Source organism: Tabrizicola sp., from assembly GCF_030373185.1.
Lineage (GTDB): Bacteria > Pseudomonadota > Alphaproteobacteria > Rhodobacterales > Rhodobacteraceae > Tabrizicola.
Genome location: NZ_JAUCZH010000007.1, coordinates 261,695 through 284,598, shown reverse-complemented (window position 1 = coordinate 284,598; position 22,904 = coordinate 261,695). Strand labels below are relative to the sequence as shown.

General features: G+C 63.9%; 19 protein-coding genes. 12 read left to right on the top strand and 7 right to left on the bottom strand.

What is annotated here, in order from left to right; translation table 11 throughout:
• Positions 1-27: 27 nt before the first annotated feature.
• Positions 28-1,260 (top strand): urate hydroxylase PuuD, encoded by a 1,233-nt coding sequence (locus QUV21_RS14730; protein WP_300855941.1) that lies wholly within the window; start codon positions 28-30, stop codon positions 1,258-1,260.
• A gap of 26 nt (positions 1,261-1,286) precedes the next feature.
• Here the strand turns inward: QUV21_RS14730 and QUV21_RS14725 are convergent, their stop codons facing one another.
• Positions 1,287-1,676: a GFA family protein gene (locus tag QUV21_RS14725; protein WP_300856083.1), complete on the bottom strand. Its 390-nt coding sequence runs from the start codon at positions 1,674-1,676 to the stop codon at positions 1,287-1,289.
• Between the two features lie 5 nt (positions 1,677-1,681).
• On the bottom strand, positions 1,682-2,500 hold the full coding sequence (locus tag QUV21_RS14720; protein WP_300855940.1) for a sulfotransferase family protein: 819 nt from the start codon (positions 2,498-2,500) through the stop codon (positions 1,682-1,684).
• A 147-nt stretch (positions 2,501-2,647) separates the two neighbouring features.
• Here QUV21_RS14720 and QUV21_RS14715 point away from each other — a divergent pair, with 147 nt between their 5' ends.
• From QUV21_RS14715 to QUV21_RS14705, 3 genes are all read left to right on the top strand, one after another.
• Complete coding sequence (locus QUV21_RS14715) at positions 2,648-4,225, top strand: DUF5928 domain-containing protein (RefSeq protein ID WP_300856081.1); 1,578 nt, start codon at positions 2,648-2,650, stop codon at positions 4,223-4,225.
• Positions 4,226-4,230: 5 nt separating this feature from the next.
• A complete protein-coding gene (locus tag QUV21_RS14710; protein WP_300855939.1) occupies positions 4,231-4,602 on the top strand; it encodes an HIT domain-containing protein in 372 nt (123 codons plus the stop codon).
• A 66-nt stretch (positions 4,603-4,668) separates the two neighbouring features.
• Entirely contained in the window at positions 4,669-5,127 is a 459-nt protein-coding gene (locus tag QUV21_RS14705; protein ID WP_300855938.1) for a DUF1203 domain-containing protein, read from the top strand.
• Between the two features lie 156 nt (positions 5,128-5,283).
• On the opposite strand, the gene polA is transcribed toward QUV21_RS14705, so the two are convergent.
• The 4 genes from polA to QUV21_RS14685 form a co-directional block, all read right to left on the bottom strand.
• Positions 5,284-8,109: a DNA polymerase I gene (polA, locus tag QUV21_RS14700; RefSeq protein WP_300855936.1), complete on the bottom strand. Its 2,826-nt coding sequence runs from the start codon at positions 8,107-8,109 to the stop codon at positions 5,284-5,286.
• A gap of 65 nt (positions 8,110-8,174) precedes the next feature.
• Positions 8,175-8,360: a zinc-finger domain-containing protein gene (locus tag QUV21_RS14695; protein WP_300855934.1), complete on the bottom strand. Its 186-nt coding sequence runs from the start codon at positions 8,358-8,360 to the stop codon at positions 8,175-8,177.
• 104 nt (positions 8,361-8,464) lie between these two features.
• Positions 8,465-9,241, bottom strand: coding sequence for a TIM barrel protein (locus QUV21_RS14690; protein WP_300855933.1), 777 nt, complete (start codon positions 9,239-9,241; stop codon positions 8,465-8,467).
• Positions 9,242-9,257: 16 nt separating this feature from the next.
• Positions 9,258-9,830, bottom strand: a complete 573-nt coding sequence (locus tag QUV21_RS14685) for a DUF1285 domain-containing protein (RefSeq protein WP_300855932.1) — start codon at positions 9,828-9,830, stop codon at positions 9,258-9,260.
• A 230-nt stretch (positions 9,831-10,060) separates the two neighbouring features.
• Here QUV21_RS14685 and QUV21_RS14680 point away from each other — a divergent pair, with 230 nt between their 5' ends.
• The 5 genes from QUV21_RS14680 to QUV21_RS14660 all read left to right on the top strand — a co-directional run bounded on the left by QUV21_RS14680 (position 10,061) and on the right by QUV21_RS14660 (position 18,262).
• The gene (locus QUV21_RS14680) at positions 10,061-11,065 is read left to right on the top strand and encodes a MoxR family ATPase (protein ID WP_300855931.1); all 1,005 of its coding nucleotides are present in this window, start codon (positions 10,061-10,063) and stop codon (positions 11,063-11,065) included.
• The gene (locus QUV21_RS14675) at positions 11,062-11,949 is read left to right on the top strand and encodes a DUF58 domain-containing protein (protein WP_300855930.1); all 888 of its coding nucleotides are present in this window, start codon (positions 11,062-11,064) and stop codon (positions 11,947-11,949) included. The genes QUV21_RS14680 and QUV21_RS14675 overlap by 4 nt, the downstream gene beginning before the upstream one ends.
• On the top strand, positions 11,949-14,738 hold the full coding sequence (locus QUV21_RS14670) for a DUF4159 domain-containing protein (RefSeq protein WP_300855929.1): 2,790 nt from the start codon (positions 11,949-11,951) through the stop codon (positions 14,736-14,738). Before QUV21_RS14675 ends, QUV21_RS14670 begins: the two co-directional genes overlap by 1 nt.
• Positions 14,735-16,807, top strand: coding sequence for a hypothetical protein (locus QUV21_RS14665; protein WP_300855928.1), 2,073 nt, complete (start codon positions 14,735-14,737; stop codon positions 16,805-16,807). The genes QUV21_RS14670 and QUV21_RS14665 overlap by 4 nt, the downstream gene beginning before the upstream one ends.
• Before the next feature lie 204 nt (positions 16,808-17,011).
• Entirely contained in the window at positions 17,012-18,262 is a 1,251-nt protein-coding gene (locus QUV21_RS14660) for an NAD(P)/FAD-dependent oxidoreductase (RefSeq protein ID WP_300855927.1), read from the top strand.
• Here QUV21_RS14660 and QUV21_RS14655 read toward each other — a convergent pair.
• Positions 18,230-18,919 (bottom strand): DUF599 domain-containing protein, encoded by a 690-nt coding sequence (locus tag QUV21_RS14655; protein ID WP_300855926.1) that lies wholly within the window; start codon positions 18,917-18,919, stop codon positions 18,230-18,232. The genes QUV21_RS14660 and QUV21_RS14655 overlap by 33 nt on opposite strands.
• Positions 18,920-19,002: 83 nt before the next feature.
• Between QUV21_RS14655 and QUV21_RS14650 the strand changes: the two genes are divergently transcribed.
• From QUV21_RS14650 to glcF, 3 genes are all read left to right on the top strand, one after another.
• On the top strand, positions 19,003-20,436 hold the full coding sequence (locus QUV21_RS14650; protein ID WP_300855925.1) for an FAD-linked oxidase C-terminal domain-containing protein: 1,434 nt from the start codon (positions 19,003-19,005) through the stop codon (positions 20,434-20,436).
• A 66-nt stretch (positions 20,437-20,502) separates the two neighbouring features.
• The gene (locus tag QUV21_RS14645; RefSeq protein ID WP_300855924.1) at positions 20,503-21,585 is read left to right on the top strand and encodes an FAD-binding protein; all 1,083 of its coding nucleotides are present in this window, start codon (positions 20,503-20,505) and stop codon (positions 21,583-21,585) included.
• Positions 21,585-22,871 carry a glycolate oxidase subunit GlcF gene (gene glcF / locus QUV21_RS14640; protein ID WP_300855923.1) on the top strand — a complete coding sequence of 429 codons (1,287 nt, stop codon included), beginning with the start codon at positions 21,585-21,587 and terminating at the stop codon, positions 22,869-22,871. Before QUV21_RS14645 ends, glcF begins: the two co-directional genes overlap by 1 nt.
• Positions 22,872-22,904 lie beyond the last annotated feature (33 nt).

Here is a 22,904-nt window from a genome sequence, read left to right as displayed (position 1 = left end):
TTCGACAAAACCCCGGGAGGTGCGGTGATGTATGACTGGGTCGTGTTGTGGGAATGGGTCGAAATCGCAGCCCGCTGGCTGCATGTGATCACGGCAATCGCCTGGATCGGATCAAGTTTTTATTTCATCGCGCTGGATCTTGGCCTGCACCGCGACCGCAACCTTGCCACTGGGGCGGATGGCGAGGAATGGCAGGTCCATGGTGGCGGGTTCTACCATATCCAGAAATATCTCGTGGCCCCGGCAGAGATGCCTGACCATCTGGTCTGGTTCAAATGGGAAAGCTACGCCACCTGGCTGTCGGGCTTTGCGATGCTGGTGCTGGTCTATTACCTTGGCGCCGAGATGTTCCTGATCGATCCCACGGTGATGGAGCTTTCGGTCTGGCAGGCGGTTGCAATTTCGGTGGCTTCGCTGGCCTTCGGCTGGGTCGCTTACAACACGCTGTGCAAGGTCTTCGTCAACGCCGATCAGAATGTGCTGATGCTGGCGCTGTTCGTGTTGCTGGTGGGGATGAGCTGGTTTTATGCGCAGATGTTCTCTGGCCGCGCGGCGCTGCTGCATCTGGGGGCGTTCACGGCTTCGATCATGTCGGGGAACGTGTTCTTCATCATCATGCCGAACCAGCGGGTCGTGGTGGCCGATCTGAAGGCGGGCCGCAAACCTGACCCCAAGTATGGCAAGATCGCCAAGCAGCGCAGCACGCATAACAACTATCTGACGCTGCCGGTCATCTTCCTGATGCTGTCGAACCATTACCCGCTGATCTTTGCAACGGAATGGAACTGGGTGATTGCGTCGCTGGTATTCCTGATGGGCGTCACGATCCGGCACTGGTTCAACACCAAGCACGCCCGCAAGGGCAACCCGCACTGGACATGGGGCGTGACGGCAATCCTTTTCCTGCTGATCGCCTGGCTGTCTTCCACCCCGATGAAACTGGCCGAAGGAGAGGCCGCGCTGCGGGGCGAGGCGTTGCGGCTGGCCTCGGCCGATGGGTTTGAGGATGTGGTCGGTATCGTTCAGGGCCGGTGCAGCATGTGCCATGCCGCCGAACCGGGATGGGAGGGGCTGCACTGGGCGCCAAAGGGCGTGGTGCTGGAGACGGAAGGGCAGATTGCGCAGGAGGCGCGGCGGATCTATCTGCAATCAGGGGTGACCCATGCGATGCCGCCGGGTAATCTGAGCTACATGGAACCGGAGGAACGCGCCGCTATCGTGCGCTGGTTCCGGGGCGTGGGCGCCGACGATCCGATCTGAGCGGGGCCAGAACTTCCTGAAGGAATTCAGCCCTCGGTTCGACCTTCGCCACGGTCCCGGTCGTGCTGCCGCATCCTGGGGAAGTCAGGCAGCCAGTCCTCGCGCCGGATCGTCCACAACTCGTAGGTCGGGCGAAAGCGCGAGGGTTCGTCGAGCGCGCCAAGGTTGATGCCGATTTCGTCGCCCATATGAGCAAAGACCGGCGAGCCGCAGGTCGGGCAAAAGCTGCGATCGCGGTAGCTTCGGGCCTCGCCGGTGATGGTCACGGCGGTTTCGGGGTAGATGGCAGAAGCGTGGAACAGCGCGCCGTGGCTCTTGCGGCAGTCAAGGCAGTGGCAAAGGCCGACCCGATAGGGTTGTCCCGTTGCGGTGAAGCGGAGCGCGCCACAAAGACAGCCACCGATCACGTTGTCCACCGCCGTCATTCCCCCAACTTTGCGTGAACCTCGTCCAGATCAACCAGGCCTTTCGGCATCTTGTTGGCGGGATTGTCGAAGTCATAGCGGAACAGCTGAAAGTCGCGTTTGTAGATTTCCCACATCAGATGCATCGACAGATCGTCGAAATAATCCTCGACCGGATGCGCCCGTGTCGGGCCGTGGCCCTCGCTTTCGTTGAACCGGGGGATTGTGGCCAGATCGACGGTGTGCGGCACAGTGATATTGTCCAGAACCGACTGCATCCCGGCATTGAAATCTTCGGTGAAGAAGATTTGGTCGTAGCGCCCGCCGTTGACGATGAACGTCGAGATATGCCCGGCCATCGCCGACCAGTGAATGTCCGGCTCCATCGGCTTTTTCCAGCGGATGGTGTCGCGGGCGAACAAGAGAAACCGGCGGAAGCTGGCGATCTGGTCAAACTCTTGCTTGCCGTCGTCTCCGCCGACCTGAACCCCGTATTTCTGCACCAGCAGAGGGACAAGATTACCCCGGTAGCGTTTTCCATTGCGCTGGATGCCGCAGATCTTGTCGAAGAACGAACTCAGGATCCGGGTGTACGGATTGCGAACGCAGGTGAAGGCATAGCTCTTGTGTTCGCGCACATTCGCTTCGATCTTCGGCTGGCTGGCTTCCATCGCCCATTTGTGCAGCCCTTCGCTGGCGTCATGAATGTCGCCATCGAAAAACCGGCCATGGTCGGAAAAGAACATGATCTGCCCGATGGTCGAGCAGGCACATTTTGGCACGACCCGGTAGACGACGCTTTCGCTTTCCGTCATCCAAGTGCCGGGAAACCCCATCTCAAGACCCTTTCCAACCGCCAGAACCAGACGCTGTGATGCAAATCCCGGCTTGTGGCACTCAACCAGACAAATTCAGGCTTTTCAAGAACGCTTGCCAAGGGTTAGGGAGTCCTGGATGTCCCCATGCGCGAGTGGCCAGGCCGGATGACGCGGATCGCCTATCTTCTTCTTTGCCACAAGGATCCGGAATGGGTGATCGCGCAGGCCCTGCGGCTTACGGCGGCAGGCGATTGCATTGCCATCCATTTCGATGCACGGGCGAAAGCGGCGGATTTTGACCGTATCCGGCTGGCTTTGGCGGGGAACCCATTGGTTACCTTTGCCCGGCGTCGGATCAGATGCGGCTGGGGCGAATGGAGCCTGGTGGCCGCCACGCTTGAAGCGTTGAAGGCCGCAGAGACGGATTTCCCGCAAGCGACGCATTTCTACATGCTTTCGGGTGATTGCATGCCGATCAAGACGGCCGAACATGTGCGCGACTTTCTGGAGCGTGAAGAGGTCGACTATATCGAGAGCTTCGACTTTCTGACGTCGGACTGGATCAAGACCGGCATCAAGCAAGAGCGGCTGATCTATCGGCACTGGTTCAACGAACGGCGCCAAAAGGCGCTTTTCTATCATTCGATGAGGCTGCAAAGGCAGTTGGGTCTGGTGCGAAAGGTGCCGCAGGATCTGCGGATCCGGATCGGCAGCCAGTGGTGGTGTCTGCGGCGGCAGACAGTCGAGGCGGTGCTGGCCTTCATCGCCAAGCGTCGTGACGTGCTGCGCTTTTTCCGCACCACATGGATCCCGGACGAGACCTTCTTTCAGACCATCGTGGCCCATCTGGTGCCAGAGCGCGAAATCCGGTCGCGGACGCTGACCTATCTCATGTTCACTGACTATGGGATGCCGGCCACCTTTTATGACGACCATTGCGAAATGTTGCTGGCGCAGGAATTCCTGTTCGCCCGCAAGATCAGCCCCGATGCGCTGGACCTGAAAGAACGGCTGGGCGCACTTTATGTTGAGACGGGGCGCAGTTTCCAGACCAGCAGTGAAGGGCGGCGGCAGTTCGAATTCCTGACCGGACGCGGTCGGCTCGGGCGCCGCTTTGCGCCACGGTTCTGGGAAACCGAGGCCAGTCTTGGCCGCGGTCGGACGTTGATGCTTGTCACCTGCAAGAAATGGCATGTCGCAAAGCGGCTGCTGGACCGGGTGCGCACCGCAACGGGGTTACCTGCCGTGAACTACCTGTTCAACGAAGAAGCGACCCCGATGCCCGATCTGGGTGGCCTTCAGAACGGTCTGGAAAAGCGGATGCGGCACCGTCGGGCGCTGGTTCGGATGCTGTTCGACTATTGGGAAACTGACCGGCTGGTTCTGTGTGTCGATCCGGCCAGCACCGATCTTATCCAGGATTTCTACAACGACCGCGCGAAGGTCCGTTTGCTGGAGATCGACTGCGCGTTCAGTGACGCCTATCTGGAAGGACACGCAAGGCGCGTCGGTCTGGCTGGCCCGCAGACCCCGGCGGCAGCGATGGCGCAGCTTCTGCCGACGATCCGCTATGATGTCAGCTTTGAAAGCGACCGGCTCCGGGACATGAACCTGACCGGATATCACCGCTTGCGCGAGGCCGCCCGTCCAGAGGACAATGCCTTTCCGCTGTCCGAGTTTCTGGATATCCCGATTGAAGCGGCGCGGGACATTCTGGCCACAGATCACCTATTCGTGGATTGAGAGACATGAGCTGGAGCTACGACCCGACAAATATCTTTGCGCGCATCCTGCGTGGCGAGATCCCGAACCGGACCGTGATGGAAACGCCGCACACGCTGGTCTTCCACGATATCCATCCGCAGGCACCAGTGCATGTGCTGGCGGTTCCCAAAGGGGCCTATGTGACGCTGGATCATTTCGCGGCCGAGGCTTCGTCGGAAGAGATCGTCGATTTTCACCGCACCGTGGCCAAGACCTGCGCGATCCTCGGGCTGAGCGGGCCGGACGGATTCCGCGCCATCACCAATGCCGGCGCGCATGGGTTGCAGGAAGTGCCGCACTACCATCTGCACATTCTTGGCGGGCGGGTTCTGGGGCGGATGCTGGAGCCAGAGTGATTGCGCATGCTTCGGGTCGCATGGGGTGCTCCGACCGGAATATCTTCCGTGTAAACGGAGGATGAAATGCGATTTCAGGCGATACCGACGGAAGTGGCCCGGCACTATCAGGCTGGCGGACTTGATGCCAACGGACAGGTGCCGGAGCGCCAGATCGCGGACGGGGACGGGAACCCTTGCCGGCATTGTCTGCGGATGATCCCGAAAGGGGCAGGGATGCTGGTGCTCGCGCACCGGCCTTTCCCCGCGCCGCAGCCCTATGCCGAGGTGGGGCCGACCTTCCTTTGTGATGCACCCTGTGAGGCAGGAGGTGGTGCGGCGCTGCCCGAAGCGCTCGGCTCGTCGGACTACATCCTCCGGGGGTATGGGGCGGATGATCGGATTGTCTATGGCACCGGGGGCGTGGTCGCGACAGGGGCGATTGTTGCGCGGGCAGCTGCCTTGTTTTCCGATGCGCGTGTGGCCTATCTGCATGTCCGATCGGCGCGAAACAACTGCTATCAGTGCCGGATTGATCGCGCCTGATGGGCGGTTTTCAAGCGGAGCGGCGTGCCGCCGCAGGTTTGTTCTCTCGGCCCCGCGCGAAGGCGCGGACCCGAGGCTGAGGGGGGCGCCGCCCCCCAGACCCCCCGGGATATTTGCCTGAAGAGAAAGGGCTGCGGGTTGTGCGACCTGCAAGCGTCAGTGCGCCTTGGCCCAGTTCTTGCCCGCGCCGGCCTCGACGGCGAGGTGGACCTTCAGGACCACGGCCGGATCGGCGGCGGTTTCCATCGTCTCTTTGGCGATGGGGACCAGCCGGTCGGCCTGATCCTCGGCCACCTCGAACAACAGTTCGTCGTGAACTTGCAGCAGCATCTTGGCGTCGATGCCGCCTATCGCGGAGGGGATCCGGATCATCGCGCGGCGGATCACGTCGGCGGCAGTGCCTTGAATCGGGGCGTTGATCGCCGCGCGTTTGGCAAAGCCTGCGCCGGGGCCTTTGGCGTTGATTTCGGGCGTGTTGATCTTGCGACCGAACAGCGTCTGCACATAGCCGTTGGCTTGCGCGAATTTGACCGTTTCGGACATGTATTCCTTGATGCCCGGGAAGCGTTCGAAGTAGCGGTCGATGAAACCCTGCGCCTCGGCCCGGGGGATGCGCAGGTTGCGGGCAAGGCCGAAGCCCGAGATGCCGTAGATCACGCCGAAGTTGATCGCCTTGGCCTTTCGGCGGATGTCTGGGGTCATGTCCGCAAGGGGGACGTTGAACATCTCGGACGCGGTCATCGAGTGGATGTCGATACCATCTTCAAACGCCTGCCGCAGGCTGGGGATGTCGGCGATATGGGCAAGGATGCGCAGTTCGATCTGGCTGTAGTCGAGGCTGACAAGGGTGCGCCCTTCGGGGGCCACGAAAGCCTCGCGGATGCGGCGGCCTTCTTCGGTGCGGATCGGGATATTTTGCAGGTTGGGGTCGGTTGACGCCAGCCGCCCCGTGTTCGCACCCGCGATGGAATAAGAGGTGTGGACGCGCCCTGTTTCCGGGTTGATCGCCTCTTGCAGCGCATCGGTATAGGTGGACTTCAGCTTGGCAATCTGGCGCCAGTCAAGGATGCGGGCCGCCAGTTGCGCGCCTTGCGGGTGATCTTCCAGCGTGGTGATGTCTTCAAGGATATCGGCACCGGTGCCATAGGCGCCGGTCTTGCCCTTTTCCCCACCCGGAATCTGCAACCGGTCGAACAGGATCTCGCCCAGCTGTTTGGGCGAGCCGACATTGAACTTTTCCCCAGCGATGCCGTGGATTTCCTCCTCCAGCTGCACCAGCTTTTGCGCAAAGACGTTGGACATGCCGCGCAGGGTTTCGCGGTCGACCTTGATGCCGGTCATCTCCATCTCGGCCAGAACGGGGACGAGAGGGCGCTCCATCGTCTCATAGACCGTGGTGACCTTCGTGCGGTGGAGTTGCGGCTTGAACAATTGCCACAGGCGCAGCGTCACGTCGGCATCTTCGGCGGCGTATTTCACGGCATCGTCGATCGTCACCTTGTCGAAGGTGATCTGGGATTTGCCTGACCCGAGAAGGGTCTTGATCGGGATCGGCTGGTGGCCCAGGTAGAGATCCGAGAGGGTGTCCATACCATGCGAATTAAGACCCGCCTGCATGGCGTAGCTCATCAGCATCGTGTCATCGAACGGGGCGATGCGGATGCCGTGGCGGGCGAAGATCTTCCAGTCATATTTCATGTTCTGGCCGATCTTGAGGACGCTTGGATCCTCAAGCACCGGTTTCAGAGCGGCAAGCGTGGCCTCCAGCGGCAGTTGGCCTTCGGCCAGCGCGGTGGCTCCAAAAAGGTCGCCACCGCCGGTGGTGTGGCCAAGCGGGATATAGGCGGCTTTGCCCGCGTCCACGCAAAGCGAGATGCCGACAAGATCGGCGCGCATCTCATCAAGGCTGGTGGTTTCGGTGTCTACCGCCACATGGCCGATGTCGGTGATATGGGCGATCCAGCGGTTGAGGGCATCCATGTCGCGGATGCATTCATAGACGGCATGGTTGAAAGGCAGGCGGTCGGGTTCCGGCGCGGTATCGGCCGTGGCGACCTGAAGCTGCGAGGTTTCGGGCAGGGAAGGGGGCGCGATGCCCAGTTTGTCGGCCACCCTCTTGGTCAAGGTGCGGAATTCCATTTTCGTCAGAAAATCCATCACCTTGTCCGACTCTGGCAGGCGAATCTCCAGATCTTCCAGCGTGGTGTCGAGGGGGGTGTCGTCCTTCAGCGTCACCAGATCGCGGGACAGGCGGATCTTGTCGGCGTTGTCTATCAGCGCCTCACGGCGCTTGGGCTGCTTGATTTCGGAGGCCCGCGCCAGAAGGGTATCAAGATCACCGTATTCGTTGATCAACAGGGCGGCGGTCTTCAGCCCGATTCCGGGCGCGCCGGGGATATTGTCCACGCTGTCGCCGGCAAGGGATTGCACGTCGATCACCTTTTCCGGCGGGACTCCGAATTTCTCCATCACCTCATCAGGGCCGATGGCGCGGGTTTTCATCGGGTCGAACATGTCGATGCCGGGGCCGACAAGCTGCATCAGATCCTTGTCCGATGAGATGATGGTGCAGCTGCCGCCAGCCTTCACCGCCTCGCGCGCAAGGGTGGCGATGATGTCGTCAGCCTCATAGCCTTCGGTTTCAAGGCAGGCGACGTTGAAGGCGCGGGTGGCTTCGCGGGTCAGCGGGAACTGCGGGCGCAGGTCTTCGGGCAGGTCCGGGCGGTTGGCCTTGTAGTCGGGATAAAGCGTGTTGCGAAAAGTCAGAGACGAATGGTCGAAAACCACGGCAAGATGCGTGGCCGCCTTGCCGTTCGAGGTGGCACGGGAAAGCTCGTTCCACAGGATGTTGCAAAAGCCCGCCACAGCCCCCACCGGCAGGCCGTCGGATTTGCGCGTAAGCGGCGGCAGTGCGTGGTAGGCGCGAAAGATATAGGCCGATCCGTCGATCAGATGAAGGTGGTGGCCTTTGCCGAAACTCATGGTTCTCTCCCTGCGATGGCCGGGATTATTGGCAGGGTTCGGGCCGGGGGTCTACCCGCTGGGCGTCAGTGGTCGTTGTCGGCGTGGTCCCGGTCGATGACATAGCGCTTGTCGCAATACCCACATTCGACAAAGCCCGTGTCCTGCGGGATCGTCAGCCAGACACGCGGATGACCAAGCGCGCCTTCGCCCCCGTCGCAGGCCACTTTCCATGTGGTGACAACCTGAGTTTCCGGGGCTTCGATCGGCATGGGCGCGTTTCCTGTCCTGATTGAGACCATTCTAGCGGTTCAGACCGGGGGGACACAAGGGCAGCCGTTCTGCGGCCGCTCAGGGCAGATGACTGGAATTGGGACTAGTCGCCGATAGGCGTACTGCGGGATTTGAGGGCGGCAAGCCAGCCAAGACCCAGCGCGGTTCCCTTGGCGGGGCGGTATTCGGCGGCGATCCAGATATCCGGCGAATGCGCGTCGATCTCGTCGCAAAGGTCAGGCAGCGAAAAGCCGCCACCGCCGGGTTCGTTGCGGCTGGGGAAGCCCGCGATCTGGACGTGGTTGATCCGGTGGCGGTGGTCGGCCCAGACCATACCCGCATCCCCATGCAGCCGCGCGGCATGCCACAGGTCAAATTGCAGGCCGATTCTGGGGTGGTCGAGGTCATCCAGAATCCGGGCTGCCTGATCGTAATCGTTCAGGAAATAACCCGGCATGTCTTCGGGGTTCAGAGGCTCGATCGTCAGCACCAGGTCCGGCGCTTCGGCCAAGGCCCAGGCCAGGTTCTCGCTATAGCACAACTCGGCCTGTGGTCCCTTGGCGACGCCGGCCATCACATGCAGCCGCGCGGCCGAAAGCCGCGTTGCGTATTCGGCCGCGCGCAGGAAGCTTTCCCGAAAGCGCAGCTCCATTCCCGGCACGGCGGCAAAGCCCCGGTCGCCAGAGGCCCAGTCGCCGGGCGGCGTGTTGATCAGCGCAAGCGGCAGGCCGTTCAGCGCGCGGTCCCAGTCGGCCATCGGGTGGTCATAGGGAAACAGCACCTCAACCCCGTCAAAACCGGACCGCGCCGCCCAGTCGGGGCGGTCAAGCATTGGCACTTCAGTAAAGAGAAGCGTCAGATTCGCGGCGAAACGGGGCATGAAATGCGGCGGCCTTTCAGGGCAATTCTGACGACGGAATGATCGGGAAGAACTGCCCCGAGGACCACAGCCCGAACCACATTTGCCCGTCATGCGGGTGATGGCAACCCAGATCAACCATCCGGTAGAAGGATTTCCGGTCGATCAGCGCCCAAAGGTTGGCTCGGATCAGGATATAGGGTGACGGCTCGCCCGATATCGGGTCGCGTTCCACCCGCAAGGGATGGTCAGGACCAAGGGTCGCTGCATCCTCGGTCTTGGTGGTAAAGGCAAGGGTCTGGTCCGCGCCTTCGCCCGAAACCTCAAAGTCGGTGGCAATCAGCGGGGCGTCGTCGACCGTGATGCCGACCTTTTCGACGGGGGTGACCAGAAAGTAATCGTCCCCCTCGCGCTTCAGGATCGCGGAGAACAGCTTCACCAAGGGCGCCCGGCCGATCGGGGTGCCAAGATAGAACCATGTGCCGTCCCGCGCGATCCGCATGTCGATATCGCCGCAGAAGGGCGGGTTCCACAGATGCACTGGCGGCGGACCCTTGCGGGCGGCGGCCTTGGCGGCGGCGGCGAGTGTGTCGGCGGTCGGTCGCGTCATGGCGTCTATTTAAGGGGCTTTGAGCCAGAGAGCAAAGGGCGCGATGTCTGGCCGGGGCGTGGAGCAGATTTTTTCCAGAAGATTTGCAAAAGCCTTCGAAGGCATTCGGGCGGCACAAGGGGCGGTGGCGGGGGTTTCACGATGATTTGTGTCAACTTGCCTTTTGCCATTTGTGCCGGGCGGCATAGTTCGGTCTAATGACGGCAACTCAGCCTGAAGGGAGCATTCGCATGGCCGACACCAAGGCGCTTGTCGCGGAAATCGAGGCGCTGGGCGCGACCTTGGCCGAGGCGAAGGCCTCGATCAACCGCCGCTTCATCGGGCAGGAAAAGGTGGTGGATCTGGTCCTTGCCTCCATGCTCTGCGGCGGGCATGCGCTTTTGGTCGGGCTGCCGGGCCTTGGCAAGACCCGGCTGGTGGATACGCTTGGCACCGTGATGGGGTTGAAGGCGAACCGCATCCAGTTCACGCCTGACCTTATGCCCGCCGATATTCTTGGGTCCGAAGTGCTGGAAAGCTCAGCCGACGGCAGCCGTGCCTTCCGCTTTGTCGAAGGGCCGATCTTCTGTCAGCTTCTGATGGCAGATGAGATCAACCGCGCCAGCCCCCGGACTCAATCGGCGCTGTTGCAGGCGATGCAGGAAAAGGAAGTCACCATTGCGGGCCAGCATCGGCCCTTGGGGCGGCCGTTTCATGTGCTGGCCACCCAGAACCCGATCGAACAGGAAGGCACTTATCCTTTGCCTGAGGCGCAGCTGGACCGGTTCCTTGTGCAGGTCGATGTGGAATATCCGACCCGCGCCACGGAACGCGACATCCTGATTGCCACCACCGGGGCCGAGGAAGCCGAGGCGCATCAGGTGTTTACCGCCGACGGGTTGATCCATGCGCAAGCGGTGATCCGGCGGATGCCGGTGGGCGAACAGGTGGTCGAGGCGATCCTTGACCTCGTGCGCGCCTGCCGCCCCGGCGAGGCCGAGGGCCGCGATCTGGCCGACAGCCTGTCATGGGGGCCGGGGCCACGCGCGGCGCAGGCCCTTATGCTGACGGTGCGGGCGCGCGCACTTCTGGACGGGCGCTTGGCGCCTTCGGTTGCGGATGTGGCCGCATTGGCGCAGGCGGTGCTGGTTCACCGCATGGCGCTGTCTTTCGCGGCACGGGCGCGCGGCGAGACACTGTCAGGCATCATCAGCCGGGTCACCGGGCGCGTCCTGGGTCTTGAGGCCGCCGCGTGAGTGCAGCCCCGGCATCCTTGAACGCCGACCTTCGGGCAAGGGCCGAGGCGCTTGGCCAGACATTGCCCCCGCTTTTGGCTGAGGCCGAAATGCTGGCGGCCACAGTGATGCTGGGCGAACACGGACGCAGGCGGGCGGGCTTGGGCGACGAGTTCTGGCAATACCGCCCCGCACATCAGGGCGATAGCGCCCGGATGGTCGATTGGCGGCGGTCGGCGCGGTCGGATGCCCATTTCGTGCGCGAGCGGGAATGGCAGGCGGCGCAATCGGTGACGCTTTGGGTCGATCCGGCGAAATCGATGACCTTTACCGGCGACAAGGGGCGCGCGCCGAAATCAGACCGGGCGAAACTGCTGGCGCTGGCGCTGGCGGTGCTGTTGCTGCGCGGTGGTGAACGGGTGGGTCTCGCGGGCATGGCCGCGCCGCGCGCGGGGCGTACGCAGATGTTGCGGCTGGCCGCAAGGTTAGCGGGCGAGGAAGCCGGCGACGAATACGGCGCGCCGGAAACCGAGGGCATGGTCAGCCATGGCCGGGCGGTGTTCCTGTCGGATTTCCTTGGTGATCTGACGACGGTCGAGGCCGGTCTGGCCCGCGCGTCAGACCGCGGGGTGAAGGGCGTCCTGATCCAGATCCTTGACCCTGCCGAAGAAGAATTTCCCTTTGACGGGCGCACGATCTTTGAATCGATGGGCGGCACGATGCGCCATGAAACGCAGCGGGCGGGCGACCTGCGCGACCGTTATCTGGCGCGGCTTGCAGAACGGAAGGACCGGCTTGCGGGGCTGGCCCGCGCGGTCGGCTGGCATTTCACCACGCATCACACCGGGCATCCGGCGCAATCGGCGCTCCTTTGGGCCTATGCCGCGTTGCAGGGGGGGCGCTGATGTTCATGATCGGCCCTGTTGGCTTTGCCGTTCCCTGGCTTTTGCTTGGGCTGATTGTCTTGCCGATCCTGTGGTTCCTCTTGCGCGCCGTGCCACCAGCACCGATCCGGCGGCGGTTTCCGGGGGTGGCGCTTCTTTTGGGCCTGAAGGACGAGGAAGCCGAGACGGACAAGACCCCGTGGTGGCTTTTGCTTTTGCGGATGCTGGCGGTGGCGGCGGCGATCATCGGTTTTGCCGGGCCGATCCTGAACCCCGAAGTACGGGCGGGCGGAACAGGGCCGTTGCTGGTGGTGGTCGACGGGTCATGGGCTGACGCCCGCGACTGGCCGCGCCGGGTTGAAAAAGCCACGGCCCTTGTCGCCGAAGCCGGGGCCGAGGGCCGGGCGGTTGCGCTCATCCGGCTGACCGATGCGCCGCAAGCGGTGGCGTTCCAGACCTCGGAAGCCTGGGCAGGCCGCGCGGCTGGCTTGCAACCATTGCCTTGGGCGCCCGCAGGTCTTGCGGATTGGGCGGCCGTTCTGCCCGATGGCGGGTTTGAGACGGTCTGGCTGTCGGATGGTCTGGCACACCCGGGGCGTGAGGATCTTTTGCAGGCGTTGCAGGCCAAGGGGCCGGTCCGTGTGATCGAAAGCCCACGCCCGGTGCTGGGTCTGCATCCCGCCGGGTTTCAGGATGGCGCGGTGATCGTGTCGGCCAGCCGGATGCCCGCAGCCGACGCGGTGGCGGTCGAAGTGATCGCCCGCGGGCCGGACCCTTCAGGGATCGAGCGCGAACTGGCAAGGGTTGCCTTGCCTTTCGCCACGGGCGAGGCGCGGGCGGAGGCGGTGCTGGACGTGCCGCCGGAACTGCGCAACCGGATCACCCGGTTTGAACTGGAAGCGGTGCGGACGGCCGGTTCGGTCAGCCTGACCGACGATAGCCTGAAGCGCCGCAAGATCGCCCTGATTGCCGCCGGGCCGGATCAGGAAGGGCTTCAGCTGCTGTCGCCGACCCACTATCTTCGGCAGGCTCTGGACCCGGTGGCCGAGATCATCGAGGGCAGCCTGACCGAGGTCTTGCTGGCAAACCCCGATGTCGTGATCCTTGCCGATGTGACCCGGCTGACCCAGCCGGAAACCGATGCGACGCTGGACTGGCTCGAAGAGGGCGGGCTGTTGCTGCGCTTTGCCGGGCCAAGGCTGGCGGCCAGCGATATCAGCCGGTTCACCGAAGACCCGCTGTTGCCGGTGCGGCTGCGCGAAGGTGGGCGCACGGTCGGCGGCACGATGAGTTGGGGTGAGCCGAAGGCGCTGGCGCCGTTCGTCGAAGGCTCGCCGTTCTACGGGCTGGCGGCACCTGGCGATGTGGTGGTGCGTGCGCAGGTATTGGCCCAGCCGGACCCGGACCTTGCCAGCCGCACGATTGCCGCGCTGGATGACGGCACCCCCTTGGTGACCCGCAAGGTGGTGGGCGATGGTCAGGTGGTGCTGGTCCATGTAACCGCGAACGCCGAATGGTCGTCGCTGCCCTTGTCGGGGCTTTTCGTGCAGATGCTGGAACGTCTTGCGGTTTCCACCCGCCCTGCGATGCCCGAGGCCGCCGATCTTGCCGGTCAGGTCTGGTCGCCCGAGGTTGTGCTGGACGCCTATGGCCAGCTTTCTGACGCGGGTGACCTTCCCGGCACCGACGGCGAGGCCTTGGCAGATGCCATTGCGGCTGGCCCGACGCTGGCGATGCCGCCGGGGCTTTATGCCGGGGCGGATCGGCGGGTGGCGCTGAACGTGATGGCACCAGAGACCCGGCTTTCGGCTGCGGTATGGCCCGCCTCGGTCCCGGTCGTGGGGCTGGAGGGGCGCGAGGCGCAGGCGCTGAAGGGCGCGTTCCTGACTGGTGGGCTGGCGCTTTTGCTGGCCGATGTGCTGGCAGCGCTTTGGGTGGCGGGACGGTTGTCCGGCCTGCGCCGCGGGGCCGCGGTGGTGGCGCTTGTGGCCCTACCGATCGGTCTGATGCCAACGGGCGGGGCGCATGCTCAGGATGCCCCCTTGTCGGACGACGGGCTGGCGCTTCGGGCGACAACAGCGGTGGTCCTTGCCCATGTGCTGACCGGGGATGCACGGGTGGACGAGGTGGCCTCGGCCGGGCTGATGGGACTGGGTGACCGTTTGTGGCAGCGCACCTCGATCGAACCTGACATGCCGATCGGTGTAGATATAGAACGCGATGAACTTGCGTTCTTCCCGTTTCTCTACTGGCCGGTCACGGCCGGTCAAAAGCAACCGTCGCCCGAGGCCTATGCCAAGCTGAACCAGTATCTGCGCACCGGAGGCATGATCCTGTTTGACACGCGCGACGCCGATGTCGCCAGCTTTGGCGGGGCTACACCAGAAGGCCAGACCTTGCAGATGATCGCCTCGGGCCTTGATATCCCACCGTTGGAACAGATGCCGGGTGACCATGTCTTGACCCGCACCTTCTACCTTTTGCAGGAATATCCCGGCCGTCATGCGCGTGGGGCCATCTGGGTCGAAGCCGCCCCGCTGGCCGAGGCGGAAGCCGCCGAGGGGATGCCGTTTCGCAACCTCAACGACGGGGTGACCCCGGTCGTGATCGGCGGCAACGACTGGGCCGCGGGCTGGGCGGTGGATGATTTCGGGGTGCCGATGCTGCCGGTCGGGCGCGGCTTTGCCGGGGAACGCCAGCGCGAAATCTCATACCGTTTCGGGATCAACCTGATCATGCATGTGCTGACCGGCAACTATAAATCCGATCAGGTGCATGTGCCGGCGCTGTTGGAAAGGCTGGGGCAATGACCGGGTCCATCGTCTTTGCCCCGCTTGTCGGTTGGCCGCTGATCTATTCGCTGCTTGCGGCGGCAGTGCTTTTGGTGGCGCTGGCGCTGTGGCGAGGGCTTGGCGGCTGGTGGCTGCGCGCGCTTGTGTTTGCAGCGCTGCTGGCGGCGCTGGCCAATCCGGCCTTGCAGGAAGAGGAACGCACGCCCCTGACGGATATCGTGCTTCTGGTCGTGGATGAAAGCGCGTCTCAGGGGCTGGGCAACCGGGCCGATCAGGTGGCCCTCGCGGTTGCGGCGGTGGAGGCCGAGGTCGCGGGCCTGCCCAATACCGAACTGCGCATCCACCGGGTTGGCGACGCGACCGATGATTCCGGCACGCTGGCCCTGACCGCACTGGCCGAGGCATTGGCCGAAGAACCCCGCGCCCGGGTGGCCGGGGCAATCATGATCACGGATGGTCGAGTGCATGACCCGGGGCTGGTGCCAAACCTGCCCGCTCCCTTGCAGGTGCTGCTCACCGGGCAAGAGGCGGACTGGGACCGACGGCTGGTGGTCAAGGACGCGCCCGCCTTCGCCATCATTGGCGAGGAATTCAACCTGACCTTGCGGATCGAGGATATTGGCGCGGTGCCGGGCCTTGCCGGGGGCGAGGCCGATCTGACAATCTCTGTCGATGCCGAAGAACCGGCGACCTTCCGGGTGCCGGTCAATCAGGATCTGGATCTGCCGGTCAAGCTGCCGCATGGCGGAATGAACGTGCTTCAGTTCAGCGTCGCCCCGGTTGCGGGCGAGTTGACTGATCGCAACAATGCCTCGGCGATCCAGATCAACGGGGTGCGTGACCGGTTGCGGGTGCTGCTGGTATCGGGCGAACCGCATGCCGGCGAACGGGTCTGGCGCAACCTCTTGAAGTCGGATGCCAGCGTGGATCTGGTGCATTTCACCATCCTTCGTCCGCCGGAAAAGCAGGACGGGGTGCCGGTGGATGAGCTGTCGCTTATTGCCTTCCCGACGCGTGAGCTGTTCATCGAGAAGATCGACGAATTCGACCTGATCGTATTTGACCGCTATCGGATGCGGGGCATCCTGCCGATGTCCTATATCGAGAACGTGGTGAACTACGTCCGAGGTGGTGGCACGGTCCTGGTGGCGGCGGGGCCGGAATACGGTGCGGTGGACAGTCTTTACCGCTCGCCCTTGTCAGAGATTCTGCCGGTCGCGCCTACGGCACAGGTGGTCGAACAGGGCTACCGTCCGACGCTGACCGACCTTGGTCGCCGCCATCCGGTCACCGAAGGTCTGGAAGACGGCGCGCCCGAGGGGGGCTGGGGCCGCTGGTTCCGGCTGGTCGAGGTCGTGCAGACCGGCGGGCAGCTTCTGATGACCGGTCCGGACGACCGCCCGCTTCTGGTGCTGGACCGGGTGGATCAGGGCCGGATCGCAGTGCTTGCCTCGGACCACGCGTGGCTTTGGGGCCGGGGGTATGAAGGCGGCGGGCCGCAATTGGAGCTTCTGCGCCGTCTGGCGCACTGGATGCTGAAAGAGCCGGAACTGGAGGAAGAAACCCTGACCGCCACCCTGCGCGGCCAAGCGGTGACGATCACCCGCAGATCTCTGGCCGAAGAAGCGCCGGGGCCGGTGACGATCACCGGGCCGGACGGGTCGCAGGTGGTGCTGGAAATGCTCGAGGCCGGTCCGGGTTGGTATGAGGTGGTCTGGCAAGCGCCGCTACTGGGGCTTTTCCGGCTGGAACAGGGTGACCTGACGCGGGTGATCGCTGTCGGCCCCGCCGCCCCGCGCGAGTTCGTGGAAACGATCGCCTCGGGCGAGGTGCTGGCACCGATGGCGACGGCGGTTCTTGGCGGAGTCACGCGGCTGGAAGACGGGTTTCCCGATATTCGGGCGGTGGCCGAAGGACGCCCGGCAGTGGGGCGCGGCTGGATCGGGGTCACCCCGCGTGAGGCTTATCTGACGGCGGATGTGAATGTGACAACGCTCTTGCCCGCATGGGTCTGGCTGCTGATTGCCGCCGGGCTGGCGATTGCGGCCTGGCTGATCGAAGGCCGCAAGGGCGCGCGGGTGGCCTGAGCCCTGCCTTGGGCTGGTTGCGGATCTTCGGGCCGTATGCCGGCTTGCGGGGCCTGTCGCGGATCGGGGGTTTTCCACCCCCAAACCCCCGGAGAGTATTTCGCAAAAGAGCAAAGACGCGCGTGTCGGCGGATCGCCAAGACCATTGGCCCGAATCGCCTCAGTTGTCATCCTGACCGCATTTGATTGCGGGGAGGATTTCGGATGACGGACGTGGATGTGGTGATCGTGGGCGCGGGCTGCGCCGGGTTGGCGGCGGCAAAGCGGCTGCGGGCTGCGGGGGTAAACTTCGTGGTGCTGGAGGCGATGGCCCGGATCGGCGGCCGGGCCTTGACCACGACCGAGGATTTCGGAGTGCCGTTCGACATCGGCTGCGCCTGGATCCACGCCGCCGACCGCAACCCCTTCTTTGCCGAAGCCGAGATGGCGGGCTGGACCCTGCATCATCATGACATGGGGCTGGATCACCTGTGGTTTGGCAAACGGCCGGCAACGGCTGACGAAATGCAGCGGGTCAAGGCAGCGGATGCCGCGCTGAACGCTTGTCTTGAGTCGCATGACGGGCCGGACGACCGGCTGTCCAGCCTGATCGCCGATTGCCACTGTCTGCGGGCGAATTCCACCTTTGCCGGCCCGATGGATTTTGGCGCGGATGATGACGAGATCTCGGTCGAGGATTTCCGCAGCGCTGCGGATCTGGATCCCAATTATTTCACGAAGGAGGGTTTCGGCGCGCTGATCCACCGTTGGGGCGCGGATGTGCCAGTGCAGCTCTTGACCCCGGTGCGGCGCATCCGTTGGGACGGACCGGGGGTGGAGGTGGAGACCGCCAGAGGTTCGATCCGGGCGCGTGCGGTGATTGTCACGGTGTCGACCGGCGTTCTGGCCTTTGAAGAGATCGCCTTCACGCCCGATCTGCCGCAGGGCCACCAGGAAGCGATCTTTGATCTGCCGATGGGGCTTTTGACCAAGATTCCGGTCAAGATCCAAGGCACCCGGCTTGGGCTCTTGCCATTCGATGACCTCCTGATCGAACGCCATGCGCGGCACGATCTGTATTTTCTGGCCTTTCCCTTCGACCTCGACCTTATGGTCGGTTTTGTCGGCGGCGATTTCGCCTGGGAAATGGAAGCAGCGGGTCCGGCGGCAGCGGTGGATTTCGTGACTGACCGGCTTGTGGATGTCTTTGGCTCGGACCTGCGTCGCTCTGTTACTCACGGAACCATGACCAACTGGGGGGCGGAGCGCTATGTCCGCGGGGCCTATGCGGCGGCGCGGCCCGGCAAGGCGCATGCGCGCGAGGTGCTTGGCGAACCGATTGGCGAAAGGATCTGGTTTGCAGGCGAAGCTTTGGCCGCTGGACTGAAGCAGACCGCTGCGGGTGCGCGGCTGTCGGGAGATGCGGTGGCGGGCAAGGTGGCGCTATGGCTCGCGCATAAGAAAGACCCGGCGTGAGGCCGAGGCAAACTCGCGCCGCAGAAGGACGGAAGTCGACAGAAGCGCCCCCGCCAGAAGACCCAAGGGGCCAAGCAGCCAGCCAAGTGCCGCCAGAGCGAAATAGATCGACCGCAAGCCACGATTGAAACTTTTCGCCGCCGATATGTTGATCTCGGCCGCCTGGCCTGCGCGGTGGAAGGCAAGGGGATCGGTCGGCTCATTCGGGACAGCGGCCATCAGGATGGAGCAGTAGCCGAACAACCGGTGCGCCCAGATGAACTTGAGGAGCGCGTTGCCCAGCAGGCCGATCACCGGCAGCATGTGCAGTGCGACTTCCTGACCGCCACTGGCAAGCGGCAGATCGGCTGTCAACGTTTCCACCGTGCGGGCGTTGCCGATCAGGGCAACGCCGCCGCCGATCGCGATCATCGAGGCCGAGGCAAAGAAGGCGGTGCTTTGGCGCAGGCTGTCGATCAGGGTGGCGTCGAAAATGCGCGGCTGCCGGGTCACGAAAGTGCGCATCCAGTCGCGCCGGTAGTCCTGCATGAGGTGCGACACCGACAGATGTCCTTGCGGCGGGTGCTCGATGAGCCAGCCTGACAGAAGCCAAAGGGTCAACAAAACGCCAAGCGCCATGGCATCCAGAGGGGCGAGGGGGCCAAGTGGGAAATCCATGCCGCCGACAGTAGGGGCGGGGTTTTTGCTTGTCAGCCGGGAAAATTGGTTATATTTATTTACCAATAACGGGAGGGATCACCATGGAAATGCCGCTGCCCGATGCTGCCATCCTGTCTGCCAAGGCGCGGATCGTCGCCCGGCTGCGCGATGTTCTTCCCGATGATGCCGTGATCGACGATCTGGCCGAACTGCGCGCCTATGAATGCGACGCCCTGACCGCCTATCGCTGCCCGCCACTTGCTGCCGTGCTGCCGCGCACGACCGAGGAGGTCAGTGCGGTGCTGCGCTCCTGCTGGGAAGAAGGCGTGCCGGTTGTGCCTAGGGGCTCTGGCACCAGTCTGGCAGGGGGCGCGCTGCCAACGGCGGATTCTGTGATCCTTGGCGTGGCGCGGATGAATGCGGTTTTGGAGACGGATTACGACAACCGCTTCATCCGGGTGCAATCGGGACGGACCAATCTTTCGGTCAGCGGCGCGGTCGAGGCGGAGGGGTTCTTTTACGCCCCCGACCCCTCCAGCCAGCTGGCCTGCGCGATTGCGGGGAATATCGCAATGAACTCGGGCGGGGCGCATTGCCTGAAATACGGGGTGACGACGAACAATCTTCTGGGCGTCACGCTGGTCAAGATGGATGGCACCGTGGTCACACTTGGCGGGCCGTGGGCCGAGCCCTCGGGGCTTGACCTGCTGGGTGTGGTCTGCGGATCGGAAGGCCAGTTGGGCGTGGTGACCGAGGCATGGCTGCGGATCCTGCCCAAGCCCGAGGGCGCGCGGCCGGTGTTGGTCGGTTTCAACTCCAACGAAGTGGCTGGGGCCTGTGTCGCCGACATCATCCGCGCGGGCCTCTTGCCGGTGGCGATCGAGTTCATGGACCGCCCCTGCATCCGCGCGACCGAGGCATTTGCCAAGGCGGGCTATCCCGATTGCGAAGCGCTTCTGATCATCGAGGTCGAGGGGTCGGAGGCCGAGATTTCCGAACAACTGACCCGCATCCGCCAGATCGCCATGGCGCATGACCCGGTGGAGTTCCGAGAGGCGGCGGACGAAGACCAGGCAAAGCGCATCTGGCTTGGCCGCAAGAGCGCGTTCGGCGCGATGGGCCAGATCAATGATTACATGTGCCTCGACGGAACGATCCCGGTCTCCAGCCTGCCGCATGTCCTGAAGCGGATCGGCGAGATGAGCGCCGAGTTCGGGCTGGATGTCGGCAACGTCTTTCATGCGGGCGACGGCAACATGCATCCGCTGATCCTGTTCAACGCGAACAAGCCCGGCGATCTGGAGAAATGCGAGGCCTTCGGGGCGGAAATCCTGAAACTCTGTGTCGAGGTTGGCGGCTGCCTGACCGGCGAACATGGCGTGGGCATCGAAAAGCGCGACCTGATGGCGGTGCAGTTTGCGGCTGCTGATATGGAGGCGCAGATGCGGGTCAAGGATGTGTTCGATCCGAAATGGCTGTTGAACCCGGCGAAGGTGTTCCCATTGGCGACAAGCGCGGCGCGGCGCGCGGGTTGAAAGCGCCGGGGGTTTTGCACCCCCGGACCCCCGCAGGATATTTTTGCAGAGAGGAAAGGCGCGACAATGCGGCCTGAGACCGAAGCGGAACTGGTGGACGTGATCTTGGGGGCGGCCGGTCCTCTGCTGGTGCGGGGCGGCGGCACGCGGACCATCGGGCGCGCGCTGGGTGAGGTGCTGGAGACCGGTGGACTGTCAGGGGTCGAATTGTACGAGCCGGGCGCGCTGACGCTGGTGGTGCGGGCAGGAACGCCCTTGGCCGAGGTCGAGGCGGTGTTGGCGGGGGACCGGCAGCGGCTGGCGTTTGAACCGCCGGATCTGCGCGGGCTTCTGGGGCGAGAGGGGGCATCAACCATCGGTGGCGTAGTGGCGGCCAACGCCAGCGGCCCGCGCCGGGTGCAGGTGGGGGCGTGCCGGGATGCGCTTCTGGGTGTGCGGTTCGTTGATGGGGCCGGCAATGTCGTGAAGAACGGCGGGCGGGTCATGAAAAATGTCACCGGCTACGATCTGGTCAAGCTGATGGCCGGCAGTCAGGGAACCTTGGGCGTGCTGAGCGAGGTCAGCTTCAAGGTTCAGGCCCTGCCCGAGGCCGAAGCGACGCTGGTGGTCGAAGGGCTGGACGATGTCGCTGGGCTGGCGGTGCTGCGCAAGGCGCTGGGGTCGCCTTTCGACATCTCGGGTGCCGCGCGGGAAGGCGGGCGATCGCTGATCCGGGTTGAGGGGATGGCGGGGTCGGTTACCTATCGTGTCGGGCAGCTTCGCGCGTTGTTGGCGGCGGATGTGACAGTGGTGGAGGGCGCGGAAAGTGCCGACCTTTGGCGTCGGGTGCGGGATGTGGAGGCCTTTGCCGGCAGGAAGGGTGATGTCTGGCGGCTGGCGGTTGTCCCGACGGCTGCCGCCGATGTGGTGGCGGCTGAGGCTGGTGAGGCGGTCTGGGATTGGGGCGGCGGCCTTGTCTGGTTGCTGGTAGCTGAAGGCCGGGCCGAGGCGGTGCGCGACGCCGTGGCCGGGCGCGGCCATGCGACGTTGATCCGGGGCGAAGGCACCCCGGTCTTTCCTCCGGAAGCCGCCGAAGTGGCGGCGCTTGCTGGCGGTCTGCGCGACCGGTTTGATCCGCGCAATATTCTGAACCGGGGGATGATGGGCTGATGCAGACGACCTTTTCGCCCGAGCAGTTGAAAGACCCCGGCATCGCCCGCGCAAACGAGATCCTGCGGTCTTGCGTGCATTGCGGCTTCTGCACGGCAACTTGCCCGACCTATCAGGTGTTGGGCGATGAGCTGGACAGCCCGCGGGGGCGGATCTACCTGATCAAGGACATGCTTGAAAAGGGCCGTCCGGCGGATGAGAAGACGGTCAAGCATATCGACCGCTGCCTGTCCTGTCTGGCCTGTATGACGACTTGCCCCAGCGGCGTGCATTATATGCATCTGGTCGATCAGGCGCGCGCCTATATCGAAAAGACCTACAAGCGTCCCTTCACCGACCGCGTGCTGCGCGCGGTGCTGGCGCGGATCATTCCTTACCCCAGGCGCTTCCGGCTGGCACTTCTGGGGGCCAAGATCGCCAGGCCCTTCGCCTTTCTGGTGCCGGACAAGCGCCTGAAGGCGATGCTGGCGATGGCGCCAAAGCAGATCCCGCCCGTCAGCCGCAATGACGACGCGCAGGTGTTTCCGGCGATCGGCGAACGCAGGATGCGGGTGGCGCTGATGACCGGCTGCGCTCAGAAGGCGCTGAACACGGATATCAACGACGCGACGATCCGCCTTCTGCGCCGGTTGGGCTGCGAGGTGGTGGTGGCCAGGGGCGCGGGTTGCTGCGGGGCGCTGACGCACCACATGGGCAAGGAAGATCTGTCCCACGCCAGTGCCGCGGCCAATATCCGGGCCTGGATGGCCGAGAAGAACGGGCCGGGTCTGGACGCGATTGTCATCAATACCAGTGGCTGCGGGACGACGGTCAAGGATTATGGCCACATGTTCCGCACCGATGCCCTTGCCGGCGATGCCGCCACGGTGGCCGGTCTGGCCAAGGATGTCAGCGAGGTTCTGACCACACTCGGCCTGCCGCAGGGCGCTGCGAAAGGTCTGCGCGTCGCCTATCACGCGGCTTGCAGCCTCCAGCACGGCCAGCAGATCAAGACCGCGCCGAAAGACCTTTTGAAGCGTGTGGGGTTTGAGGTGGTGGAGCCCGCGGACAGCCACCTGTGCTGCGGGTCAGCAGGCACCTACAACCTTTTGCAGCCCGAAATCAGCCAGCAACTGAAAGCGCGCAAGGTTCAGACGCTTGAGGCAAAGGCCCCGCAGATCATCGCCGCCGGCAATATCGGTTGCATGATGCAGATCGGGTCTGGCACCGGCGTGCCGGTGGTGCATACGGTCGAGCTTCTGGATTGGGCGACAGGTGGGCCGAAGCCCAGGGCGCTGGAGCCCTGAGGCAAACGCAACTCTTGCGCGAGGGGACAAAAA

What these genes read in the sequence shown, in the direction of transcription:
- QUV21_RS14730 (WP_300855941.1), top strand. Translation starts at nt 28, where the DNA reads ATGTATGACTGGGTCGTGTTGTGGGAATGGGTCGAAATCGCAGCCCGC.
- QUV21_RS14720 (WP_300855940.1), bottom strand. Translation starts at nt 2,500, where the DNA reads ATGGGGTTTCCCGGCACTTGGATGACGGAAAGCGAAAGCGTCGTCTAC.
- QUV21_RS14715 (WP_300856081.1), top strand. Translation starts at nt 2,648, where the DNA reads ATGACGCGGATCGCCTATCTTCTTCTTTGCCACAAGGATCCGGAATGG.
- QUV21_RS14710 (WP_300855939.1), top strand. Translation starts at nt 4,231, where the DNA reads ATGAGCTGGAGCTACGACCCGACAAATATCTTTGCGCGCATCCTGCGT.
- QUV21_RS14705 (WP_300855938.1), top strand. Translation starts at nt 4,669, where the DNA reads ATGCGATTTCAGGCGATACCGACGGAAGTGGCCCGGCACTATCAGGCT.
- polA (WP_300855936.1), bottom strand. Translation starts at nt 8,109, where the DNA reads ATGAGTTTCGGCAAAGGCCACCACCTTCATCTGATCGACGGATCGGCC.
- QUV21_RS14695 (WP_300855934.1), bottom strand. Translation starts at nt 8,360, where the DNA reads ATGCCGATCGAAGCCCCGGAAACTCAGGTTGTCACCACATGGAAAGTG.
- QUV21_RS14690 (WP_300855933.1), bottom strand. Translation starts at nt 9,241, where the DNA reads ATGCCCCGTTTCGCCGCGAATCTGACGCTTCTCTTTACTGAAGTGCCA.
- QUV21_RS14685 (WP_300855932.1), bottom strand. Translation starts at nt 9,830, where the DNA reads ATGACGCGACCGACCGCCGACACACTCGCCGCCGCCGCCAAGGCCGCC.
- QUV21_RS14680 (WP_300855931.1), top strand. Translation starts at nt 10,061, where the DNA reads ATGGCCGACACCAAGGCGCTTGTCGCGGAAATCGAGGCGCTGGGCGCG.
- QUV21_RS14670 (WP_300855929.1), top strand. Translation starts at nt 11,949, where the DNA reads ATGTTCATGATCGGCCCTGTTGGCTTTGCCGTTCCCTGGCTTTTGCTT.
- QUV21_RS14665 (WP_300855928.1), top strand. Translation starts at nt 14,735, where the DNA reads ATGACCGGGTCCATCGTCTTTGCCCCGCTTGTCGGTTGGCCGCTGATC.
- QUV21_RS14660 (WP_300855927.1), top strand. Translation starts at nt 17,012, where the DNA reads ATGACGGACGTGGATGTGGTGATCGTGGGCGCGGGCTGCGCCGGGTTG.
- QUV21_RS14655 (WP_300855926.1), bottom strand. Translation starts at nt 18,919, where the DNA reads ATGGATTTCCCACTTGGCCCCCTCGCCCCTCTGGATGCCATGGCGCTT.
- QUV21_RS14650 (WP_300855925.1), top strand. Translation starts at nt 19,003, where the DNA reads ATGGAAATGCCGCTGCCCGATGCTGCCATCCTGTCTGCCAAGGCGCGG.
- QUV21_RS14645 (WP_300855924.1), top strand. Translation starts at nt 20,503, where the DNA reads ATGCGGCCTGAGACCGAAGCGGAACTGGTGGACGTGATCTTGGGGGCG.
- glcF (WP_300855923.1), top strand. Translation starts at nt 21,585, where the DNA reads ATGCAGACGACCTTTTCGCCCGAGCAGTTGAAAGACCCCGGCATCGCC.